General features: G+C 75.5%; 28 protein-coding genes. 20 read left to right on the forward strand and 8 right to left on the reverse strand.

Annotated features, from left to right (window positions below; translation table 11 throughout):
- The first annotated feature begins 314 nt into the window (after nt 1-314).
- The 10 genes from ABD994_RS28580 (at nt 315) to ABD994_RS28625 (ending at nt 9534) form a co-directional block, all read left to right on the forward strand.
- A complete protein-coding gene (locus ABD994_RS28580; protein WP_345424073.1) occupies nt 315-848 on the forward strand; it encodes a hypothetical protein in 534 nt (177 codons plus the stop codon).
- Complete coding sequence (locus tag ABD994_RS28585) at nt 845-1603, forward strand: ESX secretion-associated protein EspG (protein ID WP_345424076.1); 759 nt, start codon at nt 845-847, stop codon at nt 1601-1603. Before ABD994_RS28580 ends, ABD994_RS28585 begins: the two co-directional genes overlap by 4 nt.
- Complete coding sequence (locus tag ABD994_RS28590; protein WP_345424079.1) at nt 1600-1980, forward strand: hypothetical protein; 381 nt, start codon at nt 1600-1602, stop codon at nt 1978-1980. Before ABD994_RS28585 ends, ABD994_RS28590 begins: the two co-directional genes overlap by 4 nt.
- Nucleotides 1981-2154: 174 nt before the next feature.
- Entirely contained in the window at nt 2155-3012 is an 858-nt protein-coding gene (locus tag ABD994_RS28595; protein ID WP_337713159.1) for a LytR/AlgR family response regulator transcription factor, read from the forward strand.
- The gene (locus ABD994_RS28600) at nt 3009-4082 is read left to right on the forward strand and encodes a hypothetical protein (RefSeq protein ID WP_345424088.1); all 1074 of its coding nucleotides are present in this window, start codon (nt 3009-3011) and stop codon (nt 4080-4082) included. Before ABD994_RS28595 ends, ABD994_RS28600 begins: the two co-directional genes overlap by 4 nt.
- 7 nt (nt 4083-4089) lie before the next feature.
- On the forward strand, nt 4090-5826 hold the full coding sequence (locus tag ABD994_RS28605; RefSeq protein ID WP_345424091.1) for a sodium/solute symporter: 1737 nt from the start codon (nt 4090-4092) through the stop codon (nt 5824-5826).
- A 244-nt stretch (nt 5827-6070) separates the two neighbouring features.
- Nucleotides 6071-6433: a DUF485 domain-containing protein gene (locus ABD994_RS28610; RefSeq protein ID WP_345424094.1), complete on the forward strand. Its 363-nt coding sequence runs from the start codon at nt 6071-6073 to the stop codon at nt 6431-6433.
- Nucleotides 6433-8037, forward strand: a complete 1605-nt coding sequence (locus ABD994_RS28615; RefSeq protein ID WP_425550145.1) for a solute symporter family protein — start codon at nt 6433-6435, stop codon at nt 8035-8037. Before ABD994_RS28610 ends, ABD994_RS28615 begins: the two co-directional genes overlap by 1 nt.
- Before the next feature lie 102 nt (nt 8038-8139).
- Nucleotides 8140-8478 carry a rhodanese-like domain-containing protein gene (locus ABD994_RS28620; RefSeq protein WP_345424100.1) on the forward strand — a complete coding sequence of 113 codons (339 nt, stop codon included), beginning with the start codon at nt 8140-8142 and terminating at the stop codon, nt 8476-8478.
- A gap of 24 nt (nt 8479-8502) precedes the next feature.
- Nucleotides 8503-9534 (forward strand): DUF4328 domain-containing protein, encoded by a 1032-nt coding sequence (locus ABD994_RS28625; RefSeq protein WP_345424103.1) that lies wholly within the window; start codon nt 8503-8505, stop codon nt 9532-9534.
- On the opposite strand, the gene ABD994_RS28630 is transcribed toward ABD994_RS28625, so the two are convergent.
- Both ABD994_RS28630 and ABD994_RS28635 read right to left on the reverse strand, forming a co-directional pair.
- The gene (locus ABD994_RS28630) at nt 9463-10020 is read right to left on the reverse strand and encodes a ferritin (RefSeq protein ID WP_345424106.1); all 558 of its coding nucleotides are present in this window, start codon (nt 10018-10020) and stop codon (nt 9463-9465) included. The genes ABD994_RS28625 and ABD994_RS28630 overlap by 72 nt on opposite strands.
- 28 nt (nt 10021-10048) lie before the next feature.
- Nucleotides 10049-11407 (reverse strand): ferric reductase-like transmembrane domain-containing protein, encoded by a 1359-nt coding sequence (locus ABD994_RS28635; RefSeq protein WP_345424110.1) that lies wholly within the window; start codon nt 11405-11407, stop codon nt 10049-10051.
- Nucleotides 11408-11750: 343 nt separating this feature from the next.
- On the opposite strand from ABD994_RS28635, the gene ABD994_RS28640 reads away from it, so the two are divergent.
- Nucleotides 11751-12569, forward strand: coding sequence for a class I SAM-dependent methyltransferase (locus ABD994_RS28640; RefSeq protein ID WP_425550143.1), 819 nt, complete (start codon nt 11751-11753; stop codon nt 12567-12569).
- A gap of 167 nt (nt 12570-12736) precedes the next feature.
- Here the strand turns inward: ABD994_RS28640 and ABD994_RS28645 are convergent, their stop codons facing one another.
- Both ABD994_RS28645 and ABD994_RS28650 read right to left on the reverse strand, forming a co-directional pair.
- Entirely contained in the window at nt 12737-13675 is a 939-nt protein-coding gene (locus ABD994_RS28645) for a Rieske (2Fe-2S) protein (RefSeq protein ID WP_345424154.1), read from the reverse strand.
- Between the two features lie 166 nt (nt 13676-13841).
- On the reverse strand, nt 13842-15029 hold the full coding sequence (locus ABD994_RS28650) for an arginine deiminase (RefSeq protein ID WP_345424157.1): 1188 nt from the start codon (nt 15027-15029) through the stop codon (nt 13842-13844).
- A 69-nt stretch (nt 15030-15098) separates the two neighbouring features.
- Here ABD994_RS28650 and ABD994_RS28655 point away from each other — a divergent pair, with 69 nt between their 5' ends.
- Nucleotides 15099-16010: an SDR family NAD(P)-dependent oxidoreductase gene (locus ABD994_RS28655; RefSeq protein ID WP_345424113.1), complete on the forward strand. Its 912-nt coding sequence runs from the start codon at nt 15099-15101 to the stop codon at nt 16008-16010.
- A gap of 12 nt (nt 16011-16022) precedes the next feature.
- On the opposite strand, the gene ABD994_RS28660 is transcribed toward ABD994_RS28655, so the two are convergent.
- The gene (locus ABD994_RS28660) at nt 16023-16838 is read right to left on the reverse strand and encodes a CPBP family intramembrane glutamic endopeptidase (RefSeq protein ID WP_425550144.1); all 816 of its coding nucleotides are present in this window, start codon (nt 16836-16838) and stop codon (nt 16023-16025) included.
- 72 nt (nt 16839-16910) lie between these two features.
- On the opposite strand from ABD994_RS28660, the gene ABD994_RS28665 reads away from it, so the two are divergent.
- Together ABD994_RS28665 and ABD994_RS28670 are read left to right on the forward strand one after the other, a co-directional pair.
- Nucleotides 16911-17342 (forward strand): hypothetical protein, encoded by a 432-nt coding sequence (locus tag ABD994_RS28665; RefSeq protein WP_345424116.1) that lies wholly within the window; start codon nt 16911-16913, stop codon nt 17340-17342.
- Nucleotides 17339-17668 carry a DUF3817 domain-containing protein gene (locus ABD994_RS28670; protein WP_345424119.1) on the forward strand — a complete coding sequence of 110 codons (330 nt, stop codon included), beginning with the start codon at nt 17339-17341 and terminating at the stop codon, nt 17666-17668. The genes ABD994_RS28665 and ABD994_RS28670 overlap by 4 nt, the downstream gene beginning before the upstream one ends.
- On the opposite strand, the gene ABD994_RS28675 is transcribed toward ABD994_RS28670, so the two are convergent.
- Nucleotides 17640-18458, reverse strand: coding sequence for a DUF2470 domain-containing protein (locus tag ABD994_RS28675; protein ID WP_345424123.1), 819 nt, complete (start codon nt 18456-18458; stop codon nt 17640-17642). The two genes, ABD994_RS28670 and ABD994_RS28675, sit on opposite strands and share 29 nt — an antisense overlap.
- Nucleotides 18459-18581: 123 nt before the next feature.
- Here ABD994_RS28675 and ABD994_RS28680 point away from each other — a divergent pair, with 123 nt between their 5' ends.
- The 3 genes from ABD994_RS28680 to ABD994_RS28690 are packed head-to-tail and all read left to right on the forward strand — an operon-like array spanning nt 18582 to nt 21151.
- The gene (locus ABD994_RS28680) at nt 18582-19484 is read left to right on the forward strand and encodes a hypothetical protein (RefSeq protein ID WP_345424126.1); all 903 of its coding nucleotides are present in this window, start codon (nt 18582-18584) and stop codon (nt 19482-19484) included.
- A 33-nt stretch (nt 19485-19517) separates the two neighbouring features.
- A complete protein-coding gene (pheA, locus tag ABD994_RS28685) occupies nt 19518-20498 on the forward strand; it encodes a prephenate dehydratase (RefSeq protein ID WP_345424131.1) in 981 nt (326 codons plus the stop codon).
- Nucleotides 20495-21151, forward strand: coding sequence for a histidine phosphatase family protein (locus ABD994_RS28690; RefSeq protein ID WP_345424134.1), 657 nt, complete (start codon nt 20495-20497; stop codon nt 21149-21151). The genes pheA and ABD994_RS28690 overlap by 4 nt, the downstream gene beginning before the upstream one ends.
- Here the strand turns inward: ABD994_RS28690 and ABD994_RS28695 are convergent.
- Both ABD994_RS28695 and ABD994_RS28700 read right to left on the reverse strand, forming a co-directional pair.
- Nucleotides 21148-21492 carry a metallopeptidase family protein gene (locus tag ABD994_RS28695; protein ID WP_345424137.1) on the reverse strand — a complete coding sequence of 115 codons (345 nt, stop codon included), beginning with the start codon at nt 21490-21492 and terminating at the stop codon, nt 21148-21150. The two genes, ABD994_RS28690 and ABD994_RS28695, sit on opposite strands and share 4 nt — an antisense overlap.
- A gap of 20 nt (nt 21493-21512) precedes the next feature.
- Nucleotides 21513-22796: a septum formation family protein gene (locus tag ABD994_RS28700; protein ID WP_345424140.1), complete on the reverse strand. Its 1284-nt coding sequence runs from the start codon at nt 22794-22796 to the stop codon at nt 21513-21515.
- A 125-nt stretch (nt 22797-22921) separates the two neighbouring features.
- Between ABD994_RS28700 and ABD994_RS28705 the strand changes: the two genes are divergently transcribed.
- The 3 genes from ABD994_RS28705 (at nt 22922) to ABD994_RS28715 (ending at nt 25519) form a co-directional block, all read left to right on the forward strand.
- Nucleotides 22922-23806 (forward strand): hypothetical protein, encoded by an 885-nt coding sequence (locus ABD994_RS28705; RefSeq protein WP_345424143.1) that lies wholly within the window; start codon nt 22922-22924, stop codon nt 23804-23806.
- 28 nt (nt 23807-23834) lie between these two features.
- Entirely contained in the window at nt 23835-24995 is a 1161-nt protein-coding gene (locus tag ABD994_RS28710; protein ID WP_345424146.1) for a glutathionylspermidine synthase family protein, read from the forward strand.
- A gap of 68 nt (nt 24996-25063) precedes the next feature.
- Nucleotides 25064-25519 carry a DUF350 domain-containing protein gene (locus ABD994_RS28715; protein ID WP_345424149.1) on the forward strand — a complete coding sequence of 152 codons (456 nt, stop codon included), beginning with the start codon at nt 25064-25066 and terminating at the stop codon, nt 25517-25519.
- Nucleotides 25520-25674: the final 155 nt, after the last annotated feature.

Here is a 25674-nt window from a genome sequence, read left to right on the forward strand (position 1 = left end):
CGGTGACGGGCGGGGGTGTCCCGGCCGGTCCGCCCGGTGCGGGACCGGGCGGGGCCGCCGCGCCGGGGAACGCCGGGCCCGGAGCCGCCGGACGCGGCCCCGGACCGGGCGTCCCCGGTGGCGCGCCGGGGGGCCGCCCGGGACCGGTCGGCCGCTTCGTGACGCGCCTGCTGGGCGGGAACCCGGGGGCGGCCGGCGGGCCCGGGGTCGCTCCGGGCGGCCCGCCCGGGACGGGCGGGCCCGTCCCCTCCGGGGGTGCTGCCGGCACCGGGGGGCCCGTCGGAGACGGTTCCGGCGCCGGTCGTGGCGGTCCGGTGGCGCCGACCGCGGCCGACCGGCTGACCGGGGGCGGCGTCGTGCCCGCGGGTGCCGCGGGCCCGGGCCGGGACGAGCGCCGCGACGGGCGCCGTGACCGCCGGCCCGACCCGTCGTCCATGGACCAACCGTCCGGGACCGGGTCCGGCACCCCCGAGCCCTCGGCGACGACCCCCGCCGGCCCGTCGGTCGGCCCGGGCGCCTCGGTGGGCACGGCGGGCGCGGTGGGCACGGCGGGCACGGCGGGCACGCCGGGAGTGGTGTCCCCGGATGCGCTGCAGGCGGGGCCGGCGGCCCCCCAGCAGCACGGCCCGGCCGCGAGCCACCCGGCCGGCGGCGACGTCCCGCTCGTGCCCCCGGCGACCGGCGCCGCCACGACCTCGCCCGAGCGGCCGAGCGGCCCCGTCCGCCATCCCGAGTACCTCGTCGACGCGGACCCGTGGCGCGACCCCGCCGACGACCCGGAGGACCGCCGTCTCGTGACGCCCCCGGTGATCGGGGAGCAGGACAGCCACGATCCGGGTAGCGGATGAGCGGCGTCGTGCTCGACCGTCACGAGCTGCTGTGGGTCCTCGAGCAGTGCGGTGCGGCGTGGCCCTACCCCCTGCGCCCGGTGCACTGGTCCGCGGAGACCGACGAGGAGGTGCGCCGTCACCGCGCGGCCACCGAGCAGGCGCTGCGCGCCCGTGGCCTGCTCGCGCCCGGGCCGGCGCGGATGCTGCTCGACGCGGGACGCGCGGTGGCGGGGTGGGTGCTGGCCGTGGACCTCGTCCGCCGCGACGCGGGCGACCCGCGGGCGGCGGTCGCGCTCACCGACGGGCGCACGGCCGCGGTGCTCTCCTCGCCCGAGCACGCCGGCGCGCCGGTGCGGGTGGCGCCGTGGTCGCCCGACGGGCTCGACGAGGCCGTGTTCGCCCTGGTCCCGCCGGTACCACCCGGCGCGGGGCCCGCGGTGCCCGTCCCGGACGGCGCCGTCGCCGCCGGCCTGCCGGCCACCCCGCGCGCCGCGCGGGCCCGCGAGGTGGGCGAGGACCTGCTCGCCTCGGTCACCGCGATCTCGCAGGTCGGGGTGGCTGAGCGGCGCGACGGGACCCCGCACCGGGTCGCGGCGCCCGTGTGCTGGCTCGACGGGCCCCGCGGGCGTCACGTCCTGCGCCCGCCCCCCGCGGTGCCGCCGCCCCGTCCCGCGCTGCTGGTTCCCGCAACCGGCGGACAACTGCTGGCCGACGTCCGTACCGTGCTGGCCGACGCGGTGGTGCCGCGTCCGCCCGGAAGGAGCACCGCATGAGCCCGGAGGAGTCCGCGGGGCGGGGCGGCACCGGCGGCGGCACCGGCGGCACCGGCGGGAGCGGTGAGGTCTCCATCCAGCCCGACGAGGCGCGCGCCTTCGCCGGGCAGGTCGAGGCGCTGGAGCAGGGCATCGCGGATGCGCAGGCGGCGCTCGACGGCCTGGCCGCCGAGCCGCTGGCGGTCGGCTCGGGGCAGGACAACGCGGCGATCGCCGGCTGGTACCGCGACCTGGTGACGTCGGACACGGTGCCGGCGGCCCGCACCCTGGCCGGCGAGCTCGCCGACCTCGGCCGCGCGGTGCGCGACAGCGCGACGCGCTGGGAGCACCTCGACAGCGGCGGAGCCGGGGCGTTCGGTGCCGACGGGCCCGGCTGAGGGACGAAGCGTCCCGACCGGAGCAGTCACGCGCGCCCGAACGGGTGATCCCGGGCGCGACACCCCGTGCGGCCCGCGGCTCGCCGTGCGCGCCGGGCGGGGCACGGCAGGGTGGCGAGCCGATCGGGTCCTATCGTGGACGTGCGAACCTCGGCTGGGCAGGATGGCGTGGCAGTGAACACCAGTGAGAACGACGGCCTCGTAGTGCTCGCCGTCGACGACGAAGAACCGGCCCTCATGGAGCTCGCCTACCTGCTGGAGCAGGACCAGCGGGTCGGCACCGTGCTGCGGGCCTCCGACTCCATCTCCGCGCTGCGGATCCTCACCGGCGGCGACCGGGTGGACCTCGGCGGCTTCTCGGGCGGCACGCCGCCCGCGGGGCTGCCGGCGCCCGCGAAGCAGTCGGACGTGGACGTGCTCTTCCTCGACATCCGCATGCCGGGTCTCGACGGGCTCGAGCTCGCCAACGTGCTGTCCCGCTACGTCATCCCGCCGTCGGTCGTGTTCGTCACCGCGCACGACGACCGCGCGGTGGAGGCGTTCGACGTCGGCGCGGTCGACTACCTGCTCAAGCCGCTGCGCCCCGAGCGTCTCTACGCGTCGCTGTCGCGGATCCTGTCCTCGCGCGGCACCACCGTGCCGGTGGAGCCCGCCACCGACGAGGAGAGCGACGACGAGGTGATCCCCGTCGAGCTCGCGGGCACCACGAAGCTGGTGCAGCGCTCGACGGTGCGCTGGGTGGAGGCGCAGGGCGACTACGCGCGCCTGCACACCACCGAGGGCAGCCACCTCGTGCGGATCCCGCTCTCGGTGCTCGAGGAGCGGTGGTCGGACGCCGGCTTCGTGCGCATCCACCGCTCGTACCTGGTCGCCCTGCCGCTGATCACCGAGCTGCGGCTGGCCGGCTCCGGCTACGTCGTCCGGCTCGGCAGCGGCGGGGACGTCGCCGAGCTGCCCGTCAGCCGCCGGCACACGCGCGAGCTGAAGGACCGTCTCGTCCGGTCGACGAAACAGGCCTGGGGCCGACGGTGACCGCGCCCGGCGGTCCGGTACGGGTCACCGGTCCCGTCCCGACGGCCGCCGGGGCCGACGGGACGGACGGGTCCACGCCGGACGCGCCGGACACCCCGGGGACGACCCCGGGGCCGGCTCCGGGCACGGCGGAGTCGCCGGACCACGCGGAGGCCCTGCGCCCGGTGCCCGAGCCGCCGGCGGGGGCCGAGCCGCCCGCGGACGGTGACGGCGACGCGTGGACGGACGGTGCCGGCCTCGGGCCGGACACCGGCACGCTGCGGCGCTCCCGGCCGTCGCGCTCGCCGCGCCCCGGGGTGCCGACGCCGCCGAGCCCGATGAACGCCGCCACCGGCCCCACGCCGGGGCTGGCCACCGAGGCGCTGGCCGCCGATCCGCCGCGCCGCCCGGTGCCGCCGACGTTCCCCTCGCCGGGCCAGCCGCCGCCGGGCGTCGCCCGCCGCCAGGGCCGGCACGCCAAGCCCGAGCGGGCCGGCGCGTCGCTGCACACCCCGCCGTCGGGCTACCGCCCCCGGCACGCCGCGCCCGACGCGGAGACCGAGCAGTTCGCCGCGACGCCGGTGACCGGGCCCGGCGGCTCCGGGCCGATGCCGCTGGCCTCGCCGACCCCGGCCGGGGAGGCGGACGGGTCCGACACGTACGCGCCGCTGTCGAGCCCCGCCCTGCACACCGCCCCCGGCCTGGTCATCCCGCCGCAACCGGACGTGGGCGAGCACTCCGACCGCGTGCGGGTGGTGCTGGCCGAGCGCCGGGTGCCGACGCGCGCGGTGCGCACCGTCGCCGAGATCGAGCAGCAGACCGAGACCGGCGAGCTGCTGCTGCGCAACCTCCTGCGCGCGCAGCTCGCGCTCGGCCTGCGCCTGGGGCTGGTTGCCGTGTTCGTGCTCGGCGCGCTGCCGGTGCTGTTCCTGGTGCTGCCGCGGGCCGGCACCGTCGAGATCGCCGGCGTGACGCTGCCGTGGCTGGTGCTGGGCTTCCTGCCCTACCCGTTCATGCTCGCCCTCGCGTGGCTCTACACCCGCACCGCCGAGCGCAACGAGCTCGACTTCGCCGACAACGTCGAGGACTGAGCCGCCGGTGTCCGTCGCGGGGATCGTCGCGCTGGTCGCGGTCGTGGTGGTCGCGATCGTCACGATCGTCATCGGTTCGCTCGGCGTGCGGGTCGCCCGCACCACCGACGACTTCCTGGCCGCGTCGCGCACCGTCGGCACGCGGGCCAACGCGGCCGCGATCTCGGGCCAGTACCTGTCCGCCGCCTCGTTCCTCGGCATCGCCGGGATCGTGCTCAAGGACGGCGTCGACGGGCTCTGGTACCCGGTCGGCTTCACCGCGGGCTACCTCGCGCTGCTGTTCTTCGTCGCCGCCCCGCTGCGGCGCTCGGGGGCGTACACGGTCCCGGACTTCGCCGAGGTGCGGCTGGACTCGACGCTCCTGCGCACGGTGACGACGTGGTTCGTCGTGCTCATCGGCTGGCTCTACCTGCTGCCGCAGCTGCAGGCCGCCGGCCTCGCGCTGACGGTGCTGACCACGGCGCCGCCGTGGGTCGGGGTCGTCGCCGTCGGCCTGGTGGTCACCGCGAGCGTCACCTTCGGCGGCATGCGCTCGATGACCTTCGTCCAGGCGTTCCAGTACTGGCTCAAGCTCACCGCGCTCGCCGTGCCGGCCCTGGTGGTGCTCGGGGTCTTCGTGCTCGGGCCGACGCGCGAGGGCGCGCCGCCGCCGCCGGTGTTCAGCGCCCCCACCTCGGTGGACGTCAGCACGCCGGTGACGCTGCAGGTGCCCGCGCCGGTCGAGGTGGGCGTGCGCGGCGAGGTCGACGGCGCGCGGCTCAACGGGCAGGCGTCGTGGGCCCCGGGTCCGCACCAGGTCGACGCCGGCACGACCCTGACGTTCCCGGCCGGGGCCCCGGTCCCGGTGGTCTCCGACGCCGACCCGGACGAGGCGTCGTGGTCCGCGCCGCTCACCGGCACCGGCGAGGGGCACTCGCTGCTCGCGACGTACTCCCTGGTGCTGGCCCTGCTGCTCGGCACGATGGGGCTGCCGCACGTGCTCGTGCGCTTCTACACGAACCCCGACGGCCGGGCGGCCCGCCGCACCACCGTCGTCGTGCTGGCGATGCTCGGCGGCTTCTACCTGCTGCCGGTGCTGCTCGGCGCCCTCTCGCGGTTCTACGTGCCCCAGCTGCTGGTCACGGGGCAGACCGACGCGGCGGTCCTGCTGCTGCCCAGCGCCGCCCTGCCGGGGTGGGCCGGCGTGGCGGTCGCGGCCCTCGTCGCTGCCGGCGCGTTCGCCGCGTTCCTGTCCACGTCGTCCGGGCTGCTGCTGTCCGTGGCCGGCGTGCTGTCCACCGACCTGCTGCCCCGCCGGCTGGGGGACTTCCGCATCGCGGCCCACGTCGGCGGGGTGGTGCCGATCGTCGCCGCGCTCGGCGCGACGCGGCTGGACTTCTCGCTGACCGTGTCGCTCGCCTTCGCGCTCGCCGCCTCGACGTTCTGCCCGCTGCTGGTGCTCGGCATCTGGTGGAAGGGGCTCACCGACCGCGGGGCCGTCGTCGGGATGCTCGTCGGCGGGGGTGCCGCGACCGCCGCGGTCGGCTCGACGCTGGCCGGCGTCGCGCCGGGCGGGTGGGTCGGGGTGCTGCTGGCCCGGCCCGCGCTGGTCACGGTGCCGCTGACGTTCCTCGTGATGGTCATGGTGAGCCGGTCGTCGCCGCACCGCGTGCCCTCCAACGTCGGGCGCACGCTGCTGCGTCTGCACGCCCCCGAGCGCCTCGGCCTGGGCGACGCCCGCCGCGGGACGCGCTCGACCTCCTGACCCTCCCCCGACGGACCGGTCGCCTCCCGTAACCTCCCCGCGACGCTGCGTACACACCCGTCCCGGGAGGCGACGTTCGTGAACGATCCGGACGAACCGGACTGCACATGACGTTGAGGTGTGCGAGCCGGTGGTGTGAGGTTGCGGTGAGTAGTCACACGAAGGGAGCAATCGGTGTGATGGGCGGCAGATTAGGGTTCGGCGCGATCGTGACCAACACGACGAACGACCCCGCGGAGACCTCGTGAGTGCCACCGACGACATCCCGAGCGGACAGGGCTCGCCCCCCGCGGATTCACCAACCGCCTACCAGGAGGTCCAGCGCTCCCCGGAGTTCGCGGCCCTGCGCCGGCGCTGGCGGCGGTTCATCTTCACGCTGAGCGCGGTCTTCCTGGTGTGGTTCCTGGTCTACGTCCTGCTCGCCGCGTACGCGACGGGCTTCATGAACACCACCATCGGCGGCTCCAACATCACGGTGGGCCTGATCTTCGGCCTCCTGCAGTTCGTCTCGACCTTCGTGATCGCCACGGTCTACGTGCGGTACGCGGACAAGCACCTCGACCCCGAGGCCGAGCGCCTCCGTCTCCTGGTGGAGGAGAAGCTGTGATCACCGCGGCTGCACCCAGTCCCGAGGTCGGGACGCCCGCCGTCAACATCTCGATCTTCGTCCTCTTCGTCGTCGTCACCCTGGTGATCGTGTACCGGGTGAGCCGCGGACCGAGCTCCGCGTCGGACTACTACACCGCGGGCCACAACTTCACCGGGCCGCAGAACGGCATCGCGATCTCCGGCGACTACCTGTCGGCCGCCTCGTTCCTCGGCATCGCGGGAGCCATCGCCGTCAACGGCTACGACGGATTCCTGTACTCGATCGGCTTCCTCGTCGCCTGGCTCACGGCGCTCCTGCTCGTGGCGGAGCTCCTGCGGAACACCGGCCGGTACACGATGGGCGACGTGCTGGCGTTCCGCATGCGCCAGCGCCCGGTGCGGGCGGCGGCGGCCGTCTCCACCCTCGTGGTGTCGCTGTTCTACCTGCTTGCGCAGATGGCCGGCGCCGGCGGCCTCGTCGCCCTCCTGCTCGGGATCAACAGCACCGTCGGCAAGTCGCTCGTCATCGCGGTCGTGGGCGCCGTGATGATCGTCTACGTCCTGTACGGCGGCATGCGCGGGACGACCTGGGTGCAGATCATCAAGGCGACGCTGCTGGTCGTGGGCACCGCGGTCATCACCGTCTGGGTCCTCGGCATCTTCGGGTTCAACCTCTCGGCGCTGTTCGGCGCCGCGGACGCGAGCAGCTCCAAGGAGCTCATCAACGCGGGCAACCAGTACGGCAAGAAGCCGCTCGACTTCATCTCGCTGGCCCTCGCGCTGGTCCTCGGGACAGCGGGTCTGCCGCACATCCTCATGCGCTTCTACACGGTGCCGAACGCCAAGGAGGCGCGTCGCTCCGTCCAGTGGGCGATCTGGATCATCGGCATCTTCTACCTGTTCACGCTGGTCGTGGGCTACGGCGCACCGGCCCTGGTGCCCGGTGGCGCCCAGGCCATCGCCAACGCGCCCGGCAAGGAGAACGCGGCCGCGCCGCTGCTGGCCTACGCCGTGGGCGGCACGCTCCTGCTCGGCATCATCGCGGCGGTCGCCTTCGCGACGATCCTCGCGGTCGTCGCCGGGCTGACCATCACCGCGTCGGCGTCGTTCGCGCACGATCTCTACGCGAACGTCATCAAGGAGGGCCGGCCCGAGCCCGGCATGGAGGTCAAGGTCGCCCGCCGCACGGCGCTGGTGATCGGGGCGCTGGCGATCATCGGCGGCATCCTGGCCCTCGGCCAGAATGTGGCCTTCCTCGTCGCGCTCGCGTTCGCGATCGCGGCGTCCGCGAACCTGCCCACGCTGCTGTACTCGCTGTTCTGGAAGCGGTTCAACACCACGGGCTCGCTGTTCAGCATGTACGGCGGGCTCGCCATCTGCCTGTTGTTGATCGTCTTCTCGCCGGCGGTCTCCGGGAGCGAGACCTCGATGCTCGGCGCCGACGTCGATTTCGCGATCTTCCCGCTGTCGAACCCCGGCATCGTGTCGATCCCGGCCTCGTTCCTGCTCGGCATCATCGGCACCTACGTCGGCCGGCGGGAGCCGGCCGACGAGGAGAGGTACGCGGAGATGGAGGTCCGCTCCATGACCGGGGCCGGCTCGGAGGGCGCCACGGCGCACTGATCACAGGACCGGCCCGCACCGCGCGGGCCCCGTGCCGATGGAGCCCGCGTTCGTCCCGGCGAGCGCGGGCTCCGCTGCGTGCAGCGGCGCGCTCGTGGTGGGATGGACGCCGTGAGCCATCCCGGACTCCCCTCGGTCGGCCCCGGCGAGATCCCCGCCGGGTCGACGCTGCTCGACGTGCGCGAGGACGACGAGTGGGCCGCCGGGCACGCGCCCGACGCGGTCCACCTGCCGATGTCCCAGATCACCTCCCGCCTCGACGAGGTCCCGGCGGGCCCCCTGGCGGTGGTGTGCAAGGTCGGCGGCCGGTCGGCCCAGGTCACCGCCTTCCTCGCCCAGCGCGGGCACGACGTCGTCAACGTCACCGGCGGCATGCTGGCGTGGGAGGCCGAGGGCCGGCCGATGACCGCCGAGGGCCCCGGCCCGGCGGCCGTCATCTGAGGGCGGGCGGGGAGTGATCTGCCGGTGATCTGTCCCAGGTGCGGGCGGCCCCAGCCGCCGCCGGACTCGCCGGGCGCGCCGCGCGCCGGGGCGACCCGGTACTGCGTGCACTGCGGACGCGTGCTCACCGGGGTGCGGTGGGTGGCCCTGCCGCCCGACGCGCTGCGCCCGCGCGAGCCGCGGCGGCCGCGACGTCCCTACGCGGGCCCGCCGCGCTACGCCGCGACGCCCCGCTGGAGCCTGCGGACCTGGATGCCCGCGCCCGAGCCCGGCGCCGAGGGTCCGCTGCCGTCCCGGGCGCCCCGCGAGCCGGACGAGCTGCTGCGCCGCTCGGCGCACCTGCTCGTGCGTCTCGCCGTCGTCACCGCCGTCCTCGCCGGCCTGGCCGCGCTCGCCGAGGTGTGGCGCTACGGGCTGCTCGTCGCGAGCCGCAGCGCGGCGCTCTCGCCCGGCCCGCTGGCGTTCTCCGACGTGCTCGTGGCGCTCGTCGGCCTGCTCGCGCCGGTGGCCGCGGTCGCGACGGGCGCGCTGTTCCTGTCCTGGCTGCACCTCGCGCGCGGGATCGCGGCGTCGATCTCCGGGACGCGCCCGGCCCGGCGGGCCTGGGCGGTGGTGCTGGGCAGCGTGCTGCCCGGCCCGAACCTGACGGTGCCGGGCGCGGCGCTCACGGAGGTCGAGCACGCGGCGTCCGGCCTGCCCGCCGATGCCCGCCCGCGGCCGTCGCGGCCCGTGCGGCGGTGGTGGATCGCGTGGGACGTGAGCGTGGTGCTCGGCGTCGCGGCCGTCCTGCGCGGTCTCGGGGAGAGCACCCAGGCGATGGCGGACGCCGTGCTGCTGCACGCGCTCGCCGACGCCGCGGCGGCGGTGGCGGCGCTGGCGACGGTCGGCGTCGTCACCCACCTGACCGAGCTGCTGGCGCCCCGGCTGCGGCCGGTGGGCCGCGAGGCGGTGCTGGCGGTGGGCCCGGAGCGGACTCCCGAGGAGTCAGGCGCTGCCGAGGACCGCGTTGCCGCCGGCGGCGGGCGGGGCGGTGGGGTCGGCGCCGAGGTCGGGTGACATCTCGCGGGCGACGAAGTCCTCGATGTGGAAGAGGTTGTCGCCCGCGCGGCGCACGATGCGCAGCAGCGTGGTCATCGACGCGACCTCCTCGACCTGCTCCTTGAGGTACCACTGCATGAACTGCTCGCCGAGGTAGTCGCCCTCGTCGCGGGCCGTGCGGGCCAGCGTCGCGATCTGGTCGGTGACCGTCTGCTCCTGGCGCAGCACGAGCTCGACGACCTGCTCCAGCGAGTCGAACTCGGTCCGCACGTCGTCGATGCCCGGGATCGTGACCTTGAGGTCGTTGTCGAGCAGGTACCGCACCATGCCCATGGCGTGGTTGCGCTCCTCGAGCGCCTGCGCGTAGAAGTGCGCGGCGAGCTGGGGCAGGTCCTCGTCGTCGCAGTACACCGCGACCGCCGTGTACTGCTGTGACGCGGTGAACTCGTTGCGGATCTGCGCCCGCAGCAGCTCGTGGAACTTCGACGACCCCGGGGCGCTCATGGCCCGAGTGTAGGTGAGCCGGTCGGGCTCAGGCCCGGACCGAACGGCGGCCGTGACGCGACCCGCGCCGCTGCTCCGGGGCAGCGGACGCCTGCGCGGGGATGGCCCCGGTCCACCCGAACTGCTCGGTGTGGACGCGCGCCGGGGGCACGCCGAGCTGCTCGAGGGCCGCGAGGGAGCCCGCGAGCACCGAGGGCGAGCCGCAGACGAAGTAGTCCAGGGCATGGCGCTCGGCGGCGGGCACGACCTCGGCGACGAGCTCGGCGTCGATCCGCCGCCCCTCGGTGCGGGTGACGCGCAGGTCGAGGCGGCGGGCGAGGGCGGTCAGCTCGTCGGCGAACAGCGGCTCCGTGCCGCGCTCGGCGACGACGAGGCGGTGGGTGCGGCGGTCGCCGCGGTCGGCGAGCGTGCGCAGCATGCTCATCATCGGGGTGATGCCCACGCCGCCGGCGAGGAGCACGAGGCCCGCCGCGCCGTCGGCGGCCTCGGCGGTGAACGAGCCGTGCGGGCCGTCGAGCCACACCTTGCTGCCGGTGCGTAGCGTCGAGAGCAGGCCGGAGAAGTCGCCCTGGTCGCGGACGGTGAGCTCGAGGCGCCCGGTCACGGTGGCGCTCGAGGCGATGGTGAAGGGGTGCTCCTCGGTGCCCACCACGGCGCGCTTGAGGCGCAGCCAGACGAACTGGCCGGGGTCGAAGCGCAGGCCGCCGCGGCGCAGGTGCACGGGGGCGAGCACGAGCGTCGAGACCGTCGGGCTCTCGCGGCGCACGCCGTACACCACGTAGGCGCCCTGGCGGGAGAACAGCGGGCGCCACACCCAGCGGTGCGCGAGCACGCCGAGCAGCACGAGCACCAGCGCCGAGAGCACGACGCGCATCACCGGGTCGGTGACGAGGTTCTGCAGCCACCACACGTGCAGCCCGGCGAGCACCAGCGCGGCCGCGGCGAGCAGCACGTGCAGGCGGGCCCAGATCTCGTAGCGCGCCCCCGGACGCCGTCCCCGCGCCGCGACGAGGCCGACGAGCAGCAGCGCGCCCACCGACGTCCACCCGGCCTTCGCGGGCGTCGTCGCGGTGAGGGGGTTGAGCAGGACCGGGTGGTTCGCGATCGCGACGCCGAGGTGCAGGACGACCAGCAGGATCGCGAGGATGCCCAGCCAGCGGTGCAGGCCCATGACCTTCTCGACGCCGAACGCCCGGGTCAGCGAGCGCACGCGCGACGGCACGACGACGACCACCACGAGCAGGCCCAGGGCGAGCAGGCCCAGGCCGACCGAGAGCATCCCCGCCACCGAGCTCCGGCCCGAGCGCAGGGCCATGAGCACCACGGGCGCGACGACGAGGACCGCCAGCAGGGCGATCCACAGCGTGCGAGTCAATCTGTCGGGCACGGACGGGGACGGTAGGCAGCGGAGATCAGCAGGTCCGGCGCGTCTGAGAGGCCGCCCGGTCGTGGCGCGACGACGGGCGCCCACGGCGCGCCCAGGCGCCGGATGTTCGCCCGATCGGACCAGCACCACGCCCGTCTGCTGAGCACGGCTCTCAGGTTCCCGATAGTGCGAGCAACGCGGCATTGCCGGCACAGGGCGCCAGGATCGCCACATCCTCGCCGGGACGACACGCGGGCGTGTCAGCCTGGCGTCCACTTGCTGACGATCAGACACAGCACGCCGGTAGGGTCAGGAAATCCCCCATCTCGCGCAGGGCGGTACGACGCACGGCAGGATGCCCCGGGTGATCTCGCGCCGCCGTCTCCGCATCCCGGCCGTGCTCGCCCTGGCGGCGGGCACCCTCGCGCTGGTGCCCCCGACGTTCCGCGCGCTCCGCCGCGGCCCCGGCTTCGACCGCACGGCGGCCGCGGCGGGCGTGTCGGCGCAGTTCGACCAGGACGCCTCGTCGTACGACCGTCTCGTCGGTGCCAACCCGGGCTACCACGAGCACCTGCGCCTCTCCGCCCGCCGTCTCGGGATCCCCGACGCCGGCCGCGGCGCGACGCTCCTCGACGTCGGCTGCGGCACGGGTCTCTCGACGGCCGCGCTGCTCGAGACCTACCCCGAGGCCCGCATCGTGGCCGTCGACGCCTCGGCGGAGATGCTCGCGAAGGCCCGCGAGAAGGAGTGGCCCGAGACCGTCCGCTTCGTGCACGCCCGCGCCGAGGACATGACCGCCGCGCTCGCGGGGGAGCGCCCCGCCGACGGCCTGCTCGCCGCGTACCTCGTGCGCAACCTGCCCGACCGCGACGCCGGTGTCGCCGTGCTCGTCGACCACCTGGCCCCCGGCGCCCCGATCGCCGTGCACGAGTACTCCGTCGCCGACTCGGCCGTCGCCCGCGCGGTGTGGAGCGCCGTCTGCTGGGCCGTGATCATCCCGCTCGGGTGGCGGGTCACCGGCGACGCCTCGCTCTACCGCTACCTGTGGCGCAGCGTCCTCGTGTTCGACGGCCTCGCCCGCCTCGAGCAGCGGCTGCGCGACGCCGGGCTGCGGGAGGTGCACACCCGGCCCGTCGACGGCTGGCAGCGCGGGATCGTCCACACGGTGCTCGGTCGCCGCTGATCCCTCGGATCGCGCTGAGACAGGAGCAGCGAACGGCCTGTTCGCTGCTTCTACGCGCGCGAAGTCCCCGTTCGCTCGGCGGCCTCTCCGGCCGACCCGGTGATCAACGGGGACTTCCGACGCCTAGAAGCAGCGAGATACCCGTTCGCTGCTCACTCCGGGCCGCCTCAGCCCCGGCGGCGGGCGGCGCGGACGGCGTAGGTGCGCTCGGCGTACTCGATGTCGTCGGTCCAGAGGCGCCTGGCCGCCCACTCCATCGCCGGGCGGACGAGGCCCTGGACGCGGCGGGCCCTGGCGAACCCGGGACGCTCGGAGTGGGCCATCGTCGCCTCGAGCACCGCGGTGCGGGGGCGGCCGTCGGGGTGGGGAGCCAGGGGCGTCGCGTGCGTCTCGACGACGCTGCCGGCGCCCTCGCCCTCGGTGATGTGCATGACGATCGTGCGCGGCTCCGGGCAGGTGAACCGGGCGCGGACGGGCACGCCCCAGTTCTTCGAGACGCGGAAGGCGACGCGCAGGTCGAAGTGGTCCTCGTCCTCCGACGCGTCGCGGGACGGCGCGCGCTCGACGCGCAGGTCGGCGAACGAGTGCGGGTGGAACCACGCCCCGTGCCAGGGGTCGAGCCGGTTGGCGATGACGTCGGCGGGCTCGCAGGTGCCGACCACGGACGCCACGGCCACGAGGCTCTCGTCCACCGGGGGCCGGGCCGGCAGGATCGGCGCGTCGGTGGGCTCCTCGCCGCCGACGCTGTCGAGCCGCACCCAGGTCAGGGCGCCGTCGTCGAAGGTCGGCAGCGTCCGCCACCCGGCGCGCCCCGACGGCCCGAGCGCGAGACCGTGCCAGCGGCAGATCAGCTCGCAGCCCGACTGCACGGCCGTGGCCATGTCCGCCCCGAGGTGCGGGCACGCCCCCGGTCCGGCGTGCAGCTCCCCGGACGGCGAGCGCCACAGCACCAGCTCCACGCCGGCGACGGTCGTCCCGACCGGGGTGCCGGCGCGGACGTCACGGCTCGCGCCGACGACGTACCAGTTGCCCGACGGGCGGGCGGTGGCGCGCGCCAGGGCGGCGTCGATGATCCCGACCTTGGCGTCGCGCCAGGTCGGCTCCATGGCGGCCCACTGCTCGCCCGAGAGCCGGCGCAGCGGGTGGACCGGCGCCCGGCGATCGGCCTTCCTCAGCACGGCACCGCACGCTAGGCCGAGCGGTGCAAGGACGCAGTGGGGGACCGCGGCCTGTGGCCGGGCGCACGTCCGGGTGCGCCGAACGAGCAGTCCGTCACCCCAGCGGGGCACGCTCCCAGGGGCACGACAGGCACCGCGGGCCACCACGCCCCGACCCGAGCTCGAAGCCGGCGATCGTCAGCACCTCGATCCCGGCGTCGGCGAGCCGGGCGTTCGTGGTCACGTTGCGCTCGTAGGCCACGACCCGCCCGGGGGTCACGGCCAGGGTGTTGTTGCCGTCGTCCCACTGCTCGCGCTCGGCCGCGACGGACTCCACCCCGGTGTCCACCGCCCGCAGCTCGTCGATGCCCATCGCCCGCGCGGCGGCCGGCCGGAACGGCTCCGGCCCGGTGATCGTCAACCCGTCCGGCCCGTCGGGGCGCACGGTCCACGCCTCGAGGTGGTCGAGCACGCCCGGGTAGATGACCATCGTGTCGACGTCGACCATCGTCGCGACGGTGTCGAGGTGCATCGTCGCCCGCCGCTGGGCGATGGGGACGGCGAGCACGGTGTGCGCGAGGCCGTCGGCGAACATCGCCCGCGCGAACGACTCCGCGCCCGCCGGGCTCGTGCGCTCGCCGACCCCGATCGCCAGCACGCCCGGCGCGAGCAGCAGGACGTCGCCGCCCTCGACGGGCGAGGGGTCGCGCGGCGCGGTCGGGGCGACGGCGCCGAGCTCGGGGTGGTGGCGCTGGGCCAGCGCGACGAGCGAGGCCTCGCGGCGCCGCGCCGGCATCCCCATCGACGACGCCACGATCCGCGGGCCCACCCGCACCGACGAGTCGCGGGTGAACATGAGGTTGGGCAGGGGGTCGACGGCGAAGTCGTGGGGTCCGGCCATGGCGCGCACCAGCGAGTGGCCGGTGACGTCCAGCTCGGCGAACGTGCGACCGCCGATGAGCGCGTCCGCGACGGCGTCGTCGTCGAGACCGGCCAGCTCGGTGAACACGGCGGCGGCCAGCTCGCGGCCCAGCGCGCGCTCGTCGACGGCGTCGGCGATGCCCGCCTCCCGGGCGTCCGGGGCGGCCGCGAGCGACTCGCGCAGCACGTCGCCGAGCAACAGCACCCGCACGCCCTCCGCGCGCAGCAGGTCGGCGAACGCGTCGTGCTCGACCTGCGCCCGCTCGACCCACGGGATGCCGTCGAAGAGCAGGCGGTCGGCGTTGCGCGGGGTCAACCGTTCGAGTTCGGGGCCCGGGCGGTGCAGCACGACGGTGCGCAGGGCCCCGACCTCGCTGTCCACGGTGGCCACGTGTGGCGCGTCCGACTCCACGGTCGGCGACCCTAGGGCGCCGGCTCTACTGTGCGCGCCATGGGACTGCTCGAGGACAAGGTCGTCGTCGTCACCGGCGCCGGGCGCGGCATCGGCCGCGGTGAGGCGATGGAGTGCGCACGGCAGGGGGCGGCGGTCGTCGTCGCGGAGTTCGACGCCGAGGCCGGCGAGGAGGTGGCGAAGGAGATCACCGCGGCCGGCGGCCGCGCCATCTCGGTGCCCGGGGACGTCGCGGACGCCGACGTGGCCGACGGGCTGGTCACCACCGCGGTCGAGCAGTTCGGCGCGCTCGACGCCGTCATCAACAACGCCGGCATCCTGCGTGACCGCACGCTGGTGAAGATGTCGGACGCCGAGTGGGACGACGTCATCCGGGTGCACTTGCGCGGCCACTTCGCCCCCACGCGGGCCGCGTGCCGCTACTGGCGGGAGAGCGAGCGTCCCGGACACCTGGTCCACACCGCGTCGACGTCGGGGATCCTCGGCAACTTCGGTCAGAGCAACTACGGCGCGGCCAAGGCGGGCATCGCGGCGTTCTCGACGATCGTCGCCATGGAGATGGCCCGCTACAACGTCACCTCCAACGCCATCGCCCCCTCGGCGCTGACCCGCATGACCGAGGCGCTGCTGCCGCCGGACGTGCGCGAGGACCGGCGCGCGAGCCTCGAGCGCGGTGAGTTCGACTTCTTCGACCCCGACAACGTCGCCCCGTTCGTCACCTACCTCGCCTCGGACGCCTCGTCGCACATCAGCGGGAAGGTGTTCGGGGTGCAGGGCGACTCGGTGGAGCTCTACCAGCCGTTCACGTCGGTGGCGGAGATCCGTGGCGACGGCGTGCGCTGGGACCCCGAGGCGATCCCCGGGCGCATGGACGAGCTGTTCACCGAGGCCGGGATCGACCCGGCGCCGGAGAACATGATGGCGCGCTCCCGGCACCGCATCGTCGGCTGAGTCGGGTCCGGGTCAGGCGGGCAGGAAGGGCAGCGCACCGGCCAGCAGCGCCGAGCCGACGAAGGCGACGACGTCGAGCAGCGCGTGGGCGCCGACGAGCGGCCAGAGCCGTCCGGTGCGCTGCCACACCCGCCCGAACACCAGGCCCATGAGCAGGTTGCCGAGCCCGCCGCCGAAGCCCTGGTAGAGGTGGTACGACCCGCGCAGCACCGCCGAGACCGCCAGCGCCCGGTTCTCGGACACGCCGAGGCGGCGCAGCGTGTGCAGCAGGTAGCCGACGACGAGGACCTCCTCGGCCCAGGCGTTGGCGCACGCCGACACGACCAGCACCGGCACCGTCCACCAGTGCTGCCCGAGCATCGACGGGATGACGGTGGTGTTGAGCCCGAGGGCCCGGGCGGCGAGGTAGAGCCCGAGCCCGGGGACGCCGATCAGTGCCGCCAGCCCGACCGCGCCCAGCGCGTCGCGGCCCGGCCGGCTCCCGTCGAGCCCGATCGCGCGTGGCCCCGAGCCCGCGCGGACCAGCAGGTACAGGCCGAGCGCGCCCCAGGCGACGAGGGCGAACGAGCCGGCGAGCTGGGCCGCGAGGTCGGCCCACGGGTTCCGCGCGAGGGTCTCGTCGATGGCCGTGCGGCGGTCGTCGAGGGCGGTCGGCCCGGCGAGGGCGTCGAGCAGCGAGACGAGGCTGCGCACCCCGGAGAGCCCGAGCGTCACCGCGAAGACCACGAGCAGCTCGGTGCGCAGCAGCCGCCGCTCGCGGCCGTCCAGCTCCGCGGCCGCGGGACGGTGCGGCCGCGTCCAGCTCCGCCACACCTCCCGCGCCGTCACGCCCGCCAACCTAGGCGCGGTGCCGCGTCCACCCCACGCCGACGTCGCTCCCGGCCACGTAACCTCGACGGTGTGCTGCGCCTGCTCGTCACCCCGCGCTGGATCGGGTGGACGCTGTTCGCGCTCGTCGCCGTGGCCGTCTGCTCGGGCATGGCCTACTGGCAGCTGCTGCGCGCGGAGTCGCCCACCGGGTCGCTGCTCAACGCGGGCTACGCGTTCCAGTGGCCGCTGTTCGGGGTGTTCTTCGCCGCGCTGTGGTGGCGGATGCTGCGCGCCGAGGCCCGCGCGCTCGACGAGGTCCGCCGGCAGGAGCCGGAGGAGCGCCTCGAGCCCGTCCGCCCGGTCGCGGCCGGCTCGCCGTTCGGTCCGCGGCCGACGGGTGAGGTCGTCGCGGACGACGACGAGGGCCCGGCGCCCGAGCGGGCACGCTGGAACCTGATGTACGCCGAGCTGGCCGCGCGCGACCAGGGCACCACCCCGAGCGAGGAGACCGATCCGTCGTGACCGTCGCGGCCCCGCCCACCCCCGAGATCGCCCGGGCGCTGCGGCGCTACCGCGTCGGCGCGTGGATCGTCGGTGTCGGCCTGCTCGTGCTGGTGCTGGTCGGCATGCCGCTGAAGTACCTCGCGGGCGACCCCACCGTGGTCGCGATCGTCGGCCCGGTGCACGGCTTCCTGTACATGGGCTACCTCCTGCTGACCGCGGACCTCGCCTACCGCGACCGCTGGCCGGTCGGGCGCGCCGTGCTGGTCGCGCTGGCCGGCACGATCCCGTTCGTCTCGTTCGTGGCCGAGCGCAAGGTCACGCGCCCGTTGCGCGACGTGGCCTGACGGCCGGCGCGGGCCGGCCGCACCCGATCAGCGCGCGCACGGCCTCGCCGAGCTGACCCGGGCACGACAGCGGCGCGGCGAAGGGCAGGCGCACGTCGTGGTCGCCGCCCTCGTCGGTCTCGACGCGCAGCCGCAGCCCGAACCGGTCGACCCCGAGCGGGGCCAGCCGGTGCCCCGGGCCGCGGAGGCCGGGCGGCAGGTGCGGGACCAGCGCGGACAGCGTGCCGGCGTGCGCGGCCGCGAGGTGGGCGAGCCAGGCGTCGCCGGTGGCCGCGACCGGGTCGGGCGCCGCCGCGGCCACCGCGGTCGGCGCGAGCGCCTCGGTGCCCTCGGCGTCGGAGAGCACGACCATCGCCGGCTCCAGGCGCAGCAGCGACGCGCCGTGCCCGACGTCGAGCAGGCGCTCGTCGGGCTGCTCGGCCGCGATCCGCAGCGCCGCGCGGCGCGCCACCCGCAGCGGCAGCAGCCGCAGCCGGCCGCTGATCCACAGCAGGCCGCGGACGGGGCGGCGCACGGTCACCGGGGCGACGTCGCCGAGCTCGAGCATCACCGGCAGCAGCGCGTCGCCGCGCTCGCGGACGTGGCGCACCAGCGCGTGGTCGTCGGGGAACTGGAGCGTCGCGGCACCGGTCGCGGGCGCGTGGTGCAGCGTCGGGATGGCCCGCAGATCCCCGGAGCCGTCAGGGCGGTCCGGCCCGATCAGTGAGGCGTGGGCCGCCCGCCCGGCCAGCGTCCGGGCCCGCTCGGCCGGGGGCGGGACGGGCGGGGCGGTCGGTCGGCTCCTGGCCATCGGACTCCTCGGGGCGCGGGCTAGTGAGGGGAGCCTAACCAAACTTCTCGCTCGGCGCGAGAGTCGGAGTGGATCCCCGGGCCGGTGCCGGGCGCCTCCCGGGGCGAGCGCTACCGTGCGGGCGTGTCCACCGTCCCCGAGGCCGGCGGGGCACCGGTCGACGGTGTGCCCCCGCTGCTGCGCGCGATCGTCGACGACGCCGCGCTCGTGGACGAGGGCCCGCGGCCGGACATGGCGACGGTCGTCAACGCCCACCTCGACGCCCGTGCCGCCGACGCCGGCGGGCTGCTCGGCTCGCTCGTCGTGCCGGTCTCGCGGCTCTCCGAGCTGGTCGCGGTGCTGGTCAAGCGCCGGCCCGCCGCGCCCGTGCCGGTGGCGCTGTCGGTCGACACCGGGCTCGGCGGCGTGCCGAAGGCCCTGTCGCTGACGTCGTCGCGGGCCGCGCTGCTCGACCCGCGGACGGTCGAGATGCCCGCGCCCCACGACGTCGACACGGTCTGGCTCGAGCGCGTCACCGAGTTCGTGCCCGACGACGTCGTCGCCGTCGTCGAGCCGCGGCGCCCGGACGCCGAGGGCTCGTCGGACTGGCTCGACGGCGTCCGCCGGGTCGTCGAGCACGGCTGCCGGCCGAAGCTGCGCTGCGGCGGCGGGCGCGCCGGGGCGTTCCCCGGGGTCCGTGACGTCGCGGGCTTCCTCGCGCTCGCGGTCGGTGCCGGGCGCTCGTTCACCGCGAGCATCGGCCTGCAGTCCGCCGTCCGGCACACCGACCCGGACACCGGGTTCACCCACCACGGATGGATGAACCTGCTGGTCGCGACCGTGCGGGCCCTGGCCGCGCGGACGGACGCCGACGTGGCCGGCGACATCGACGAGGTCCTGCGCATCACCGACGGCGACGCGCTGGCGGCCGAGCTGGGCGGCGTCGGGCCCGAGGCGGCGGTGCGGGTGCGGTCGCTGTTCTCGTCGTTCGGCTCGACCGCCATCGCGGGGCAGGGGCACGAGCTCGCCCGCCTCGGGTTGCTCTGAACTCGTCCGCGCCGGTCCGTACGCTCGGGTGACGTGACCCTTCGCGTGGCGTTCCTGGGTCCGCACGGCACGTTCTGCGAACAGGCCCTGCGGAGCCTGACCCCGGACGTGCTCGGCGACGCCCTCGGCGACCCGGAGCCGTCCCTGCACCCCTGGTCCAGCACCACCGCGGCGCTCGACGCCGTGCGCGCCGGCGACGCCGACGCGGCCTGCGTGCCCGTGGAGAACTCGGTCGAGGGCGGCGTCCCGGCGACGATGGACGGGCTGGTCGAGCAGCCGCCGCTGGTGATCGTGCGGGAGATCCTGCTGCGGGTGCGGTTCTCGGTGCTCGTGCGCCCGGGCACCTCCGTCGGTGACGTGCGCAGCGTCGCCTCCCACCCGCACGGCGAGGCCCAGACCCGCCGCTGGATCGCCGAGCACCTGCCCGACGCCGAGGTGCGCCTGACGAGCTCGACCGCCGCGGCGGCCGCGCAGGTGGCCGCCGGCGAGGTGGACGCCGCCGTGTGCGCACCGGTCGCCGCCGCCCACCACGGGCTGGTCGAGCTGGCCTCGGGCGTGCACGACACGGGCGACGCCGTGACGCGGTTCGTGCTCGTGCGCCCGCCCGGGGCCCCCGGCCTGCCCGCCCCCACCGGCGCCGACCGGACGTCGCTGGCGGCGACGACCGTCAACGTCCCGGGCGCGCTGCTGGCCGTCCTCACCGAGATCGCCGTGCGCGGGGTGGACCTCACCCGCATCGAGTCCCGGCCGCTGCGGGACCGCCGCGGCGAGTACTGGTTCTTCCTCGACGGCACCGGCCACGTCGCGGACGCCGCGATGGGCGAGGCCCTGGCCGCCCTGCGGCGGCGCTGCACCGACGTGCGGTTCCTCGGCTCCTACCCGCGGGCCCGGCTCGACGACGTCGCCGACGACGACGCCCCGCGCGGCACCGGCCCCGGGCCGGGGCAGACCGTGAAGGACTACGCGGAGGCCGCGGCCTGGCTGGAGGCCCTGCGCGACGGGAGCGGCGCGTGAGCGACCTGCGTCTCGTCCTCGCCCGCCACGGCCAGACCCCGGCCAACGTCGAGCGCGTCCTCGACACGGTGCTGCCCGGGCCGCCGCTGACCGACCTCGGGCGCCAGCAGGCCGACGCCCTCGGGCGCGAGCTCGCGGCCGGGACCGAGGGCACGATCGCCGGCCTCTACCACTCGCAGGCGCGGCGCGCGGCCGAGACCGCGGGCCTCGTCGCCGCCCACGTCGGCCTGGCGCCGGTCGAGATCGCCGGGGTGCACGAGGCGCAGGTCGGCGACCTGCAGGGCCGCAACGACGAGCCCGCGATCGCCGAGTTCCGCCGGATCGTCGCGTGCTGGGAGGACGGGGACCTCGACGTCACCCAGCCCGGCGGGGAGAGCGGGCGCCAGGTGGTCGCGCGCTTCCGTGCCGCCGTCGCCGACCTGCGCGAGCGCCATCCCGGCGGCGGCACGGTCGTGCTCGTCTGCCACGGCGCGGCGCTGCGCCTGGCCGCGCAGGACCTCGTCGAGCACGTCGGCACGCCCCGCGGCGAGGAGGACCACGTCGGCAACTGCGGGCGCGTCGTCCTGCGCCCGCGCGGCGCCGCCTGGGAGCTGGTGGCCTGGCGCCACACGGTCCCTGGCGGCCTGCCCGCCACCGACGACCCGACGGGCTAGCCCCACCCCAGGCGGTGGAGCGTGGCCTCGTCGATGCCGAAGTGGTGGGCGATCTCGTGCACGACGGTCACGGCGACCTCCTCGCGCAGCTCGTCCTCGTCGTCGCAGACGTCGGCGAGGGCGACGCGGTATAGCGTGATCCGGTCGGGCAGGACGCCGCCGTAGTCGCTGTAGCGCTCGGTCAGGGCGACGCCCTCGTAGATCCCGAGCAGGTCGGGCTCGGAGGGGTGGCGGTCCTCCACGAGCACGACGACGTTGTCCATCGCCCGCGTCAGGGGTTCCGGCAGCTCGTCGAGGGCGTCCGCGACGAGTTCCTCGAACCGCTCCGGCGCGACGTCCACGGCCGGAAAGCTAGGCGACGTCAGTAGCCCCCGCCGCCCCCGCCGTCCGCGTCGCCCCCGCCGCCGACCCCGGGGACCGGCAGGTTCAGGGGGAGGCCGCCGGGCTGCTGGCCCGGCTGGTCCGCGCCCTGGCCGGCCGTGCCGCCGGTGGCGGCGCCGCCGTCGGCGGGCGCGGGGGTCGTCGCCGAGCCGGGCACGGTGGCGGGCGCCCCCGGACGCAGGCTGGGCACGGTCGCGGGTGCGTCGCCCCCGATGCGGACGCCGTCCGCGGCCTTGCCGGTCAGCGGCGCGAAACCAGTGTTGTCGCTGAGCAGCGAGCCGAGGTTGCAGGTCACCCGGCGGGTCCCCGCGGTCCACGACTCCTCGGCCACGTTCGTCCAGTAGACGGTGAGCTTGGAGTCGGTGAGCTTCTGCGCCGAGCCGACGTACTGCTCGGCGATCCGCTGGCAGGTCGGCTGCAGGTAGTTGTCCTGGTCGTCGACCGACGGGAAGCCGTTGCGGAACTGCGTGCCGAGGTCGACCGTCCCCGCGACCTCCGCGGCGTGGGTCTCGGTGCACGAGGTCGGGTCGGAGACCTCCTTGCCCGCGAGCCCCAGGCAGGTGCCGGCGTCGAAGACGACGGCCTGGTCGGCGTCGGTGACGCGCCCGGTCGACGGGAAGAGCGCCCCGGTCCGGCCCGGGGCCTGCAGCCCGCAGCGCACGGTGCGGTCGCCGGAGTCCCACGCCGCCTGGGTCGGCTTGAGCGCGCCGGCCCGGTAGCGGCCGGCCGGGTCGAGCTTGCCCTGCAGGTAGTTCCGGGCCTGCGGGGTGCACTGGTCGGTGACGAGCTGCTGCCACGCCGCGTCGGCCGGGAACGGCGTCCCGGGCGGCTGCGCCGCGGTGACCGCCCCGACGCTCTCGAAGAGGTGCTGCTGGCCGCAGTCGACCTCGCGCACGTCGCCGGCGTCGTCGCGGCTCCAGGTCAGGCAGCGGCCGGGTGCGGTGGTGAGGGCGGGACGCTCGTCGGACGACCCGGACGACGACCCGCCGCCCGCGCCCGAGGGGGCGCTGGCGAGGCCGAGCACGGTCGGACCGGTGCCGGTGGCCGCCAGCGCGGTCGCGGCGACGAGCATGACGAGGGCGCCGACCAGCACGCCGACGACACCGCGGCGTGCGGCACGGCGGCGCGGGTCGCGGGCATCGTCGTGGCCCAACACGCGGTCGAGCCAGCGGTCGATGCCCGCGGCGTCGGTGGCGGGCCCGTCGTCGTCGCCGTCGGGGCCGCCCTCGGCGGGCGGGCCGGACCGGCGTTCGCGGAGCAGCATCGCCCTGACATCATGCCGATCCGTGTCCGCACGGGCCGTATGCCCCGGTGTCGGGCAGGATCGGCGGTGACCGGCGCGCGCCGGACGGTGTCGGTGACGAGCCGGTGACGGTGGGTGGAGGGGCCATGACGGGACGAGACGACGATCAGGAGCGTTCGTCGGAGCGGCGGACCGAGAAGGTCGACCTCGACGCGCTGCGCGCCGACGCCGCGTCCTCCCGTCCGACGGAGAAGGTCGACACGTCGCAGGTGGTCGGCCGGCACCGGTCGGGGGACGACGCCGAGGACGCCGCCACACCCCCGTCCGGGGTGCCCACCGCGACCGAGGGCTCGGGCAGCGGCGCGCTGGCCGCCGTCGGGGCCGACACGGGGACGGGCTCCGGCTCCGGCGAGCGCCCGCGCGGCCGGATGCGACAGCAGGACCCGGCGACCACCAGGCCCCGCGAGCCCACGGTCGCCGAGCAGCGCGCCCGCCGCGAGGCCCAGCGCCGCGAGCGCGCCCAGGCCGAGGCCGCCGCGGCGGCGGAGGAGCGCAAGCGCAAGGTCCGCAAGCGGGTGCTCGTCGGCGGCGGTGTCGCGGTGGGCGTCGTGGCGCTCGTCGCCGTCGTCTACGCCGCGAGCTCGCCCGACGAGGTCGACGCCCAGTGCGTCGACCCGCAGGGCGTCGTCGTGCCCGACGAGAACTGCGGTGGTCCCCAGCAGGGCGGCTACTACAACAGCAGCGGCGTCTTCGTGCCGATCTTCCTCGGCGGCTTCGGCAACCAGTACCACTACAACTACGGCTCGCGCTCGCCCGTGGGCACGGTCGCCTCGGGCGGGAGCACCTCGCCGCCCGCCAGCGGGACCAGCGTGCGCAGCGGCACCTCGGGCAGCTCGCTCGGCTCGACCTCGAGCAGCGGCACGGTCAGCCGCGGCGGGCTCGGCGTCGGTGGCAGCTCCAGCGGGTCGGGCAGCTCCAGCGGGTCGGGCAGCTCGAGCAGCGGTTCGGGGAGCAGCTCCAGCGGCAGCTAGGCCGTCCGCGTAGGGCAGGATCACGGCCGTGCAGCGCGCGACCGGCAGGCCCCGCCCGGACTGGCAGTCGAAGGTCGAGGAGCAGGGGCTCGTCTTCGGGACCCCCGCGATGGGCATGAACGGTGCGCGGCCGTACTGGGACGAGTCGGTGCACTACGTGTTCGACATGTCCGAGGTCCTCTCGCTCGAGGCCGACGTCGAGCTGCTGCACTCCATGTGCCTGGAGGCGGTCGACCACGTCGTCACCACCGAGCGCTTCCGCGACTTCGCGCTGCCCGAGTGGAGCTGGGAGGCGGTCGCGGCGTCGTGGCGGCGGGGCGACCCGCACCTCTACGGGCGCTTCGACCTCCGCTACGACGGGTCGGGCCCGGCCAAGCTCATGGAGTACAACGCCGACACCCCGACGACGCTGCTCGAGGCGTCGATCTGCCAGTGGTACTGGCTCAAGGACGTCCACCCCGACGACGACCAGTGGAACTCCCTGCACGAGAAGCTGGTCGAGCGCTGGGGCGAGATCGCCGCGAAGCTGCCCCGCAACGAGGTGCACTTCTGCTGGTCGCAGGCCGACCCGACCGGCGAGGACCACGTCACGACGGCCTACCTGCAGGAGTGCGCGGCCGAGGCCGGTCTCGACACGGTCGGGCTGGCCATCGAGCAGCTGGGCTGGGACTCCGCGCTCGATCGCTTCGTCGACCTCGAGGAGGCGCCGATCGCCGTCGTCGACAAGCTGTACCCCTGGGAGTGGGTGCTCGGCGACGACTTCGGCAAGCACGTCGTCCGCAGCCTGCCCGAGACGGCGTGGATCGAGCCGCTGTGGAAGACGCTGCTGTCGAACAAGGCGCTGCTCGCCGTGCTGTGGGAGATGTACCCGGGGCACCCGAACCTGCTCCCGGCGTCGCTGGGCGATCCGGGGATGCTCACCGAGTACGTCCGCAAGCCGCTGCTGGGGCGCGAGGGCGCGAACATCCAGATCGTCGCGCCGGGCTACGAGACGGAGATGGGCGGTGTCTACGGCGAGGAGGGGTACGTCTACCAGCTCTTCGACCCGCTGCCCGAGTTCGACGGCTACCGCCCCGCCCTCGGCGCCTGGATCGTCGGTGACACCTCCGCGGGTCTGGGCATCCGCGAGACGACCGGCCTGATCACCGACAACGGGGCCGCTTTCGTGCCGCACCGGATCCCCGACTGAGGGAGACGCAGCGGAGCGGAGCTCGACCCATCCGGACAGTGCCCTAGTCTGGCGCCCCGTTCGTCCGGATGGAGGGCCTGACCCCCGTGCTCGCACCCGACTTCTGGCCCACGATGGGCGTCAACATCGGCCTCATCGCGGTGTACGCCGTGATCGGCGCCGTGCTGATGTATGTCGGCTACTTCGCCATCGACCTCACGACGCCCGGCGACCTGCGGGGGCTCGTCCGCGAGGGTCGCCCCAACGCCGTCGTGGTGTCCGCGGCGGGCATGGTGTCGATGGCGTTCATCGTCGTCACGGCCATCTACGTGTCCGGTGGCGGCTTCCTCGCCGGCATCCTCAACACCTCGATCTACGGCCTGGTCGGGATCATCGCCCAGGTCCTGGCGGTCCGCGGCCTCGAGGCCGTGGCTCGGCTGGACGTCGACGGATGCCTGCACGACGACCGCTTCACCGCCGACGCCGGCGTCATCGCGGCGATGCACGTCGCGCTCGGCCTGGTGGTCGCGGTCGCGATCATCTAGGCCCTCTGGGCCTCGGGATCGTTACCGTTCCGTGATGCTCGGTCGGTAAGCGTGGGCCCGTTCTGGGCCCGGGACTGTCGGGGGTCGGGGCTAGCGTCCAGTTCGTGAGCATCGACCAGGATCAGCGCCTCGCGGTGGCTGCGGTCCTGGACGGT

This window comes from Actinomycetospora chlora (assembly GCF_039542135.1).
GTDB classification, from domain to species: domain Bacteria; phylum Actinomycetota; class Actinomycetes; order Mycobacteriales; family Pseudonocardiaceae; genus Actinomycetospora; species Actinomycetospora chlora.

Excerpts from the sequence above, each read along its gene's own strand:
- ABD994_RS28585 (WP_345424076.1), top strand. The coding sequence starts at position 845 with ATGAGCGGCGTCGTGCTCGACCGTCACGAGCTGCTGTGGGTCCTCGAG.
- ABD994_RS28590 (WP_345424079.1), top strand. The coding sequence starts at position 1,600 with ATGAGCCCGGAGGAGTCCGCGGGGCGGGGCGGCACCGGCGGCGGCACC.
- ABD994_RS28620 (WP_345424100.1), top strand. The coding sequence starts at position 8,140 with ATGGACGCCGTGAGCCATCCCGGACTCCCCTCGGTCGGCCCCGGCGAG.
- ABD994_RS28630 (WP_345424106.1), bottom strand. The coding sequence starts at position 10,020 with ATGAGCGCCCCGGGGTCGTCGAAGTTCCACGAGCTGCTGCGGGCGCAG.
- ABD994_RS28645 (WP_345424154.1), bottom strand. The coding sequence starts at position 13,675 with ATGGAGCCGACCTGGCGCGACGCCAAGGTCGGGATCATCGACGCCGCC.
- ABD994_RS28655 (WP_345424113.1), top strand. The coding sequence starts at position 15,099 with ATGGGACTGCTCGAGGACAAGGTCGTCGTCGTCACCGGCGCCGGGCGC.
- ABD994_RS28675 (WP_345424123.1), bottom strand. The coding sequence starts at position 18,458 with ATGGCCAGGAGCCGACCGACCGCCCCGCCCGTCCCGCCCCCGGCCGAG.
- ABD994_RS28700 (WP_345424140.1), bottom strand. The coding sequence starts at position 22,796 with ATGCTGCTCCGCGAACGCCGGTCCGGCCCGCCCGCCGAGGGCGGCCCC.
- ABD994_RS28705 (WP_345424143.1), top strand. The coding sequence starts at position 22,922 with ATGACGGGACGAGACGACGATCAGGAGCGTTCGTCGGAGCGGCGGACC.
- ABD994_RS28715 (WP_345424149.1), top strand. The coding sequence starts at position 25,064 with ATGGAGGGCCTGACCCCCGTGCTCGCACCCGACTTCTGGCCCACGATG.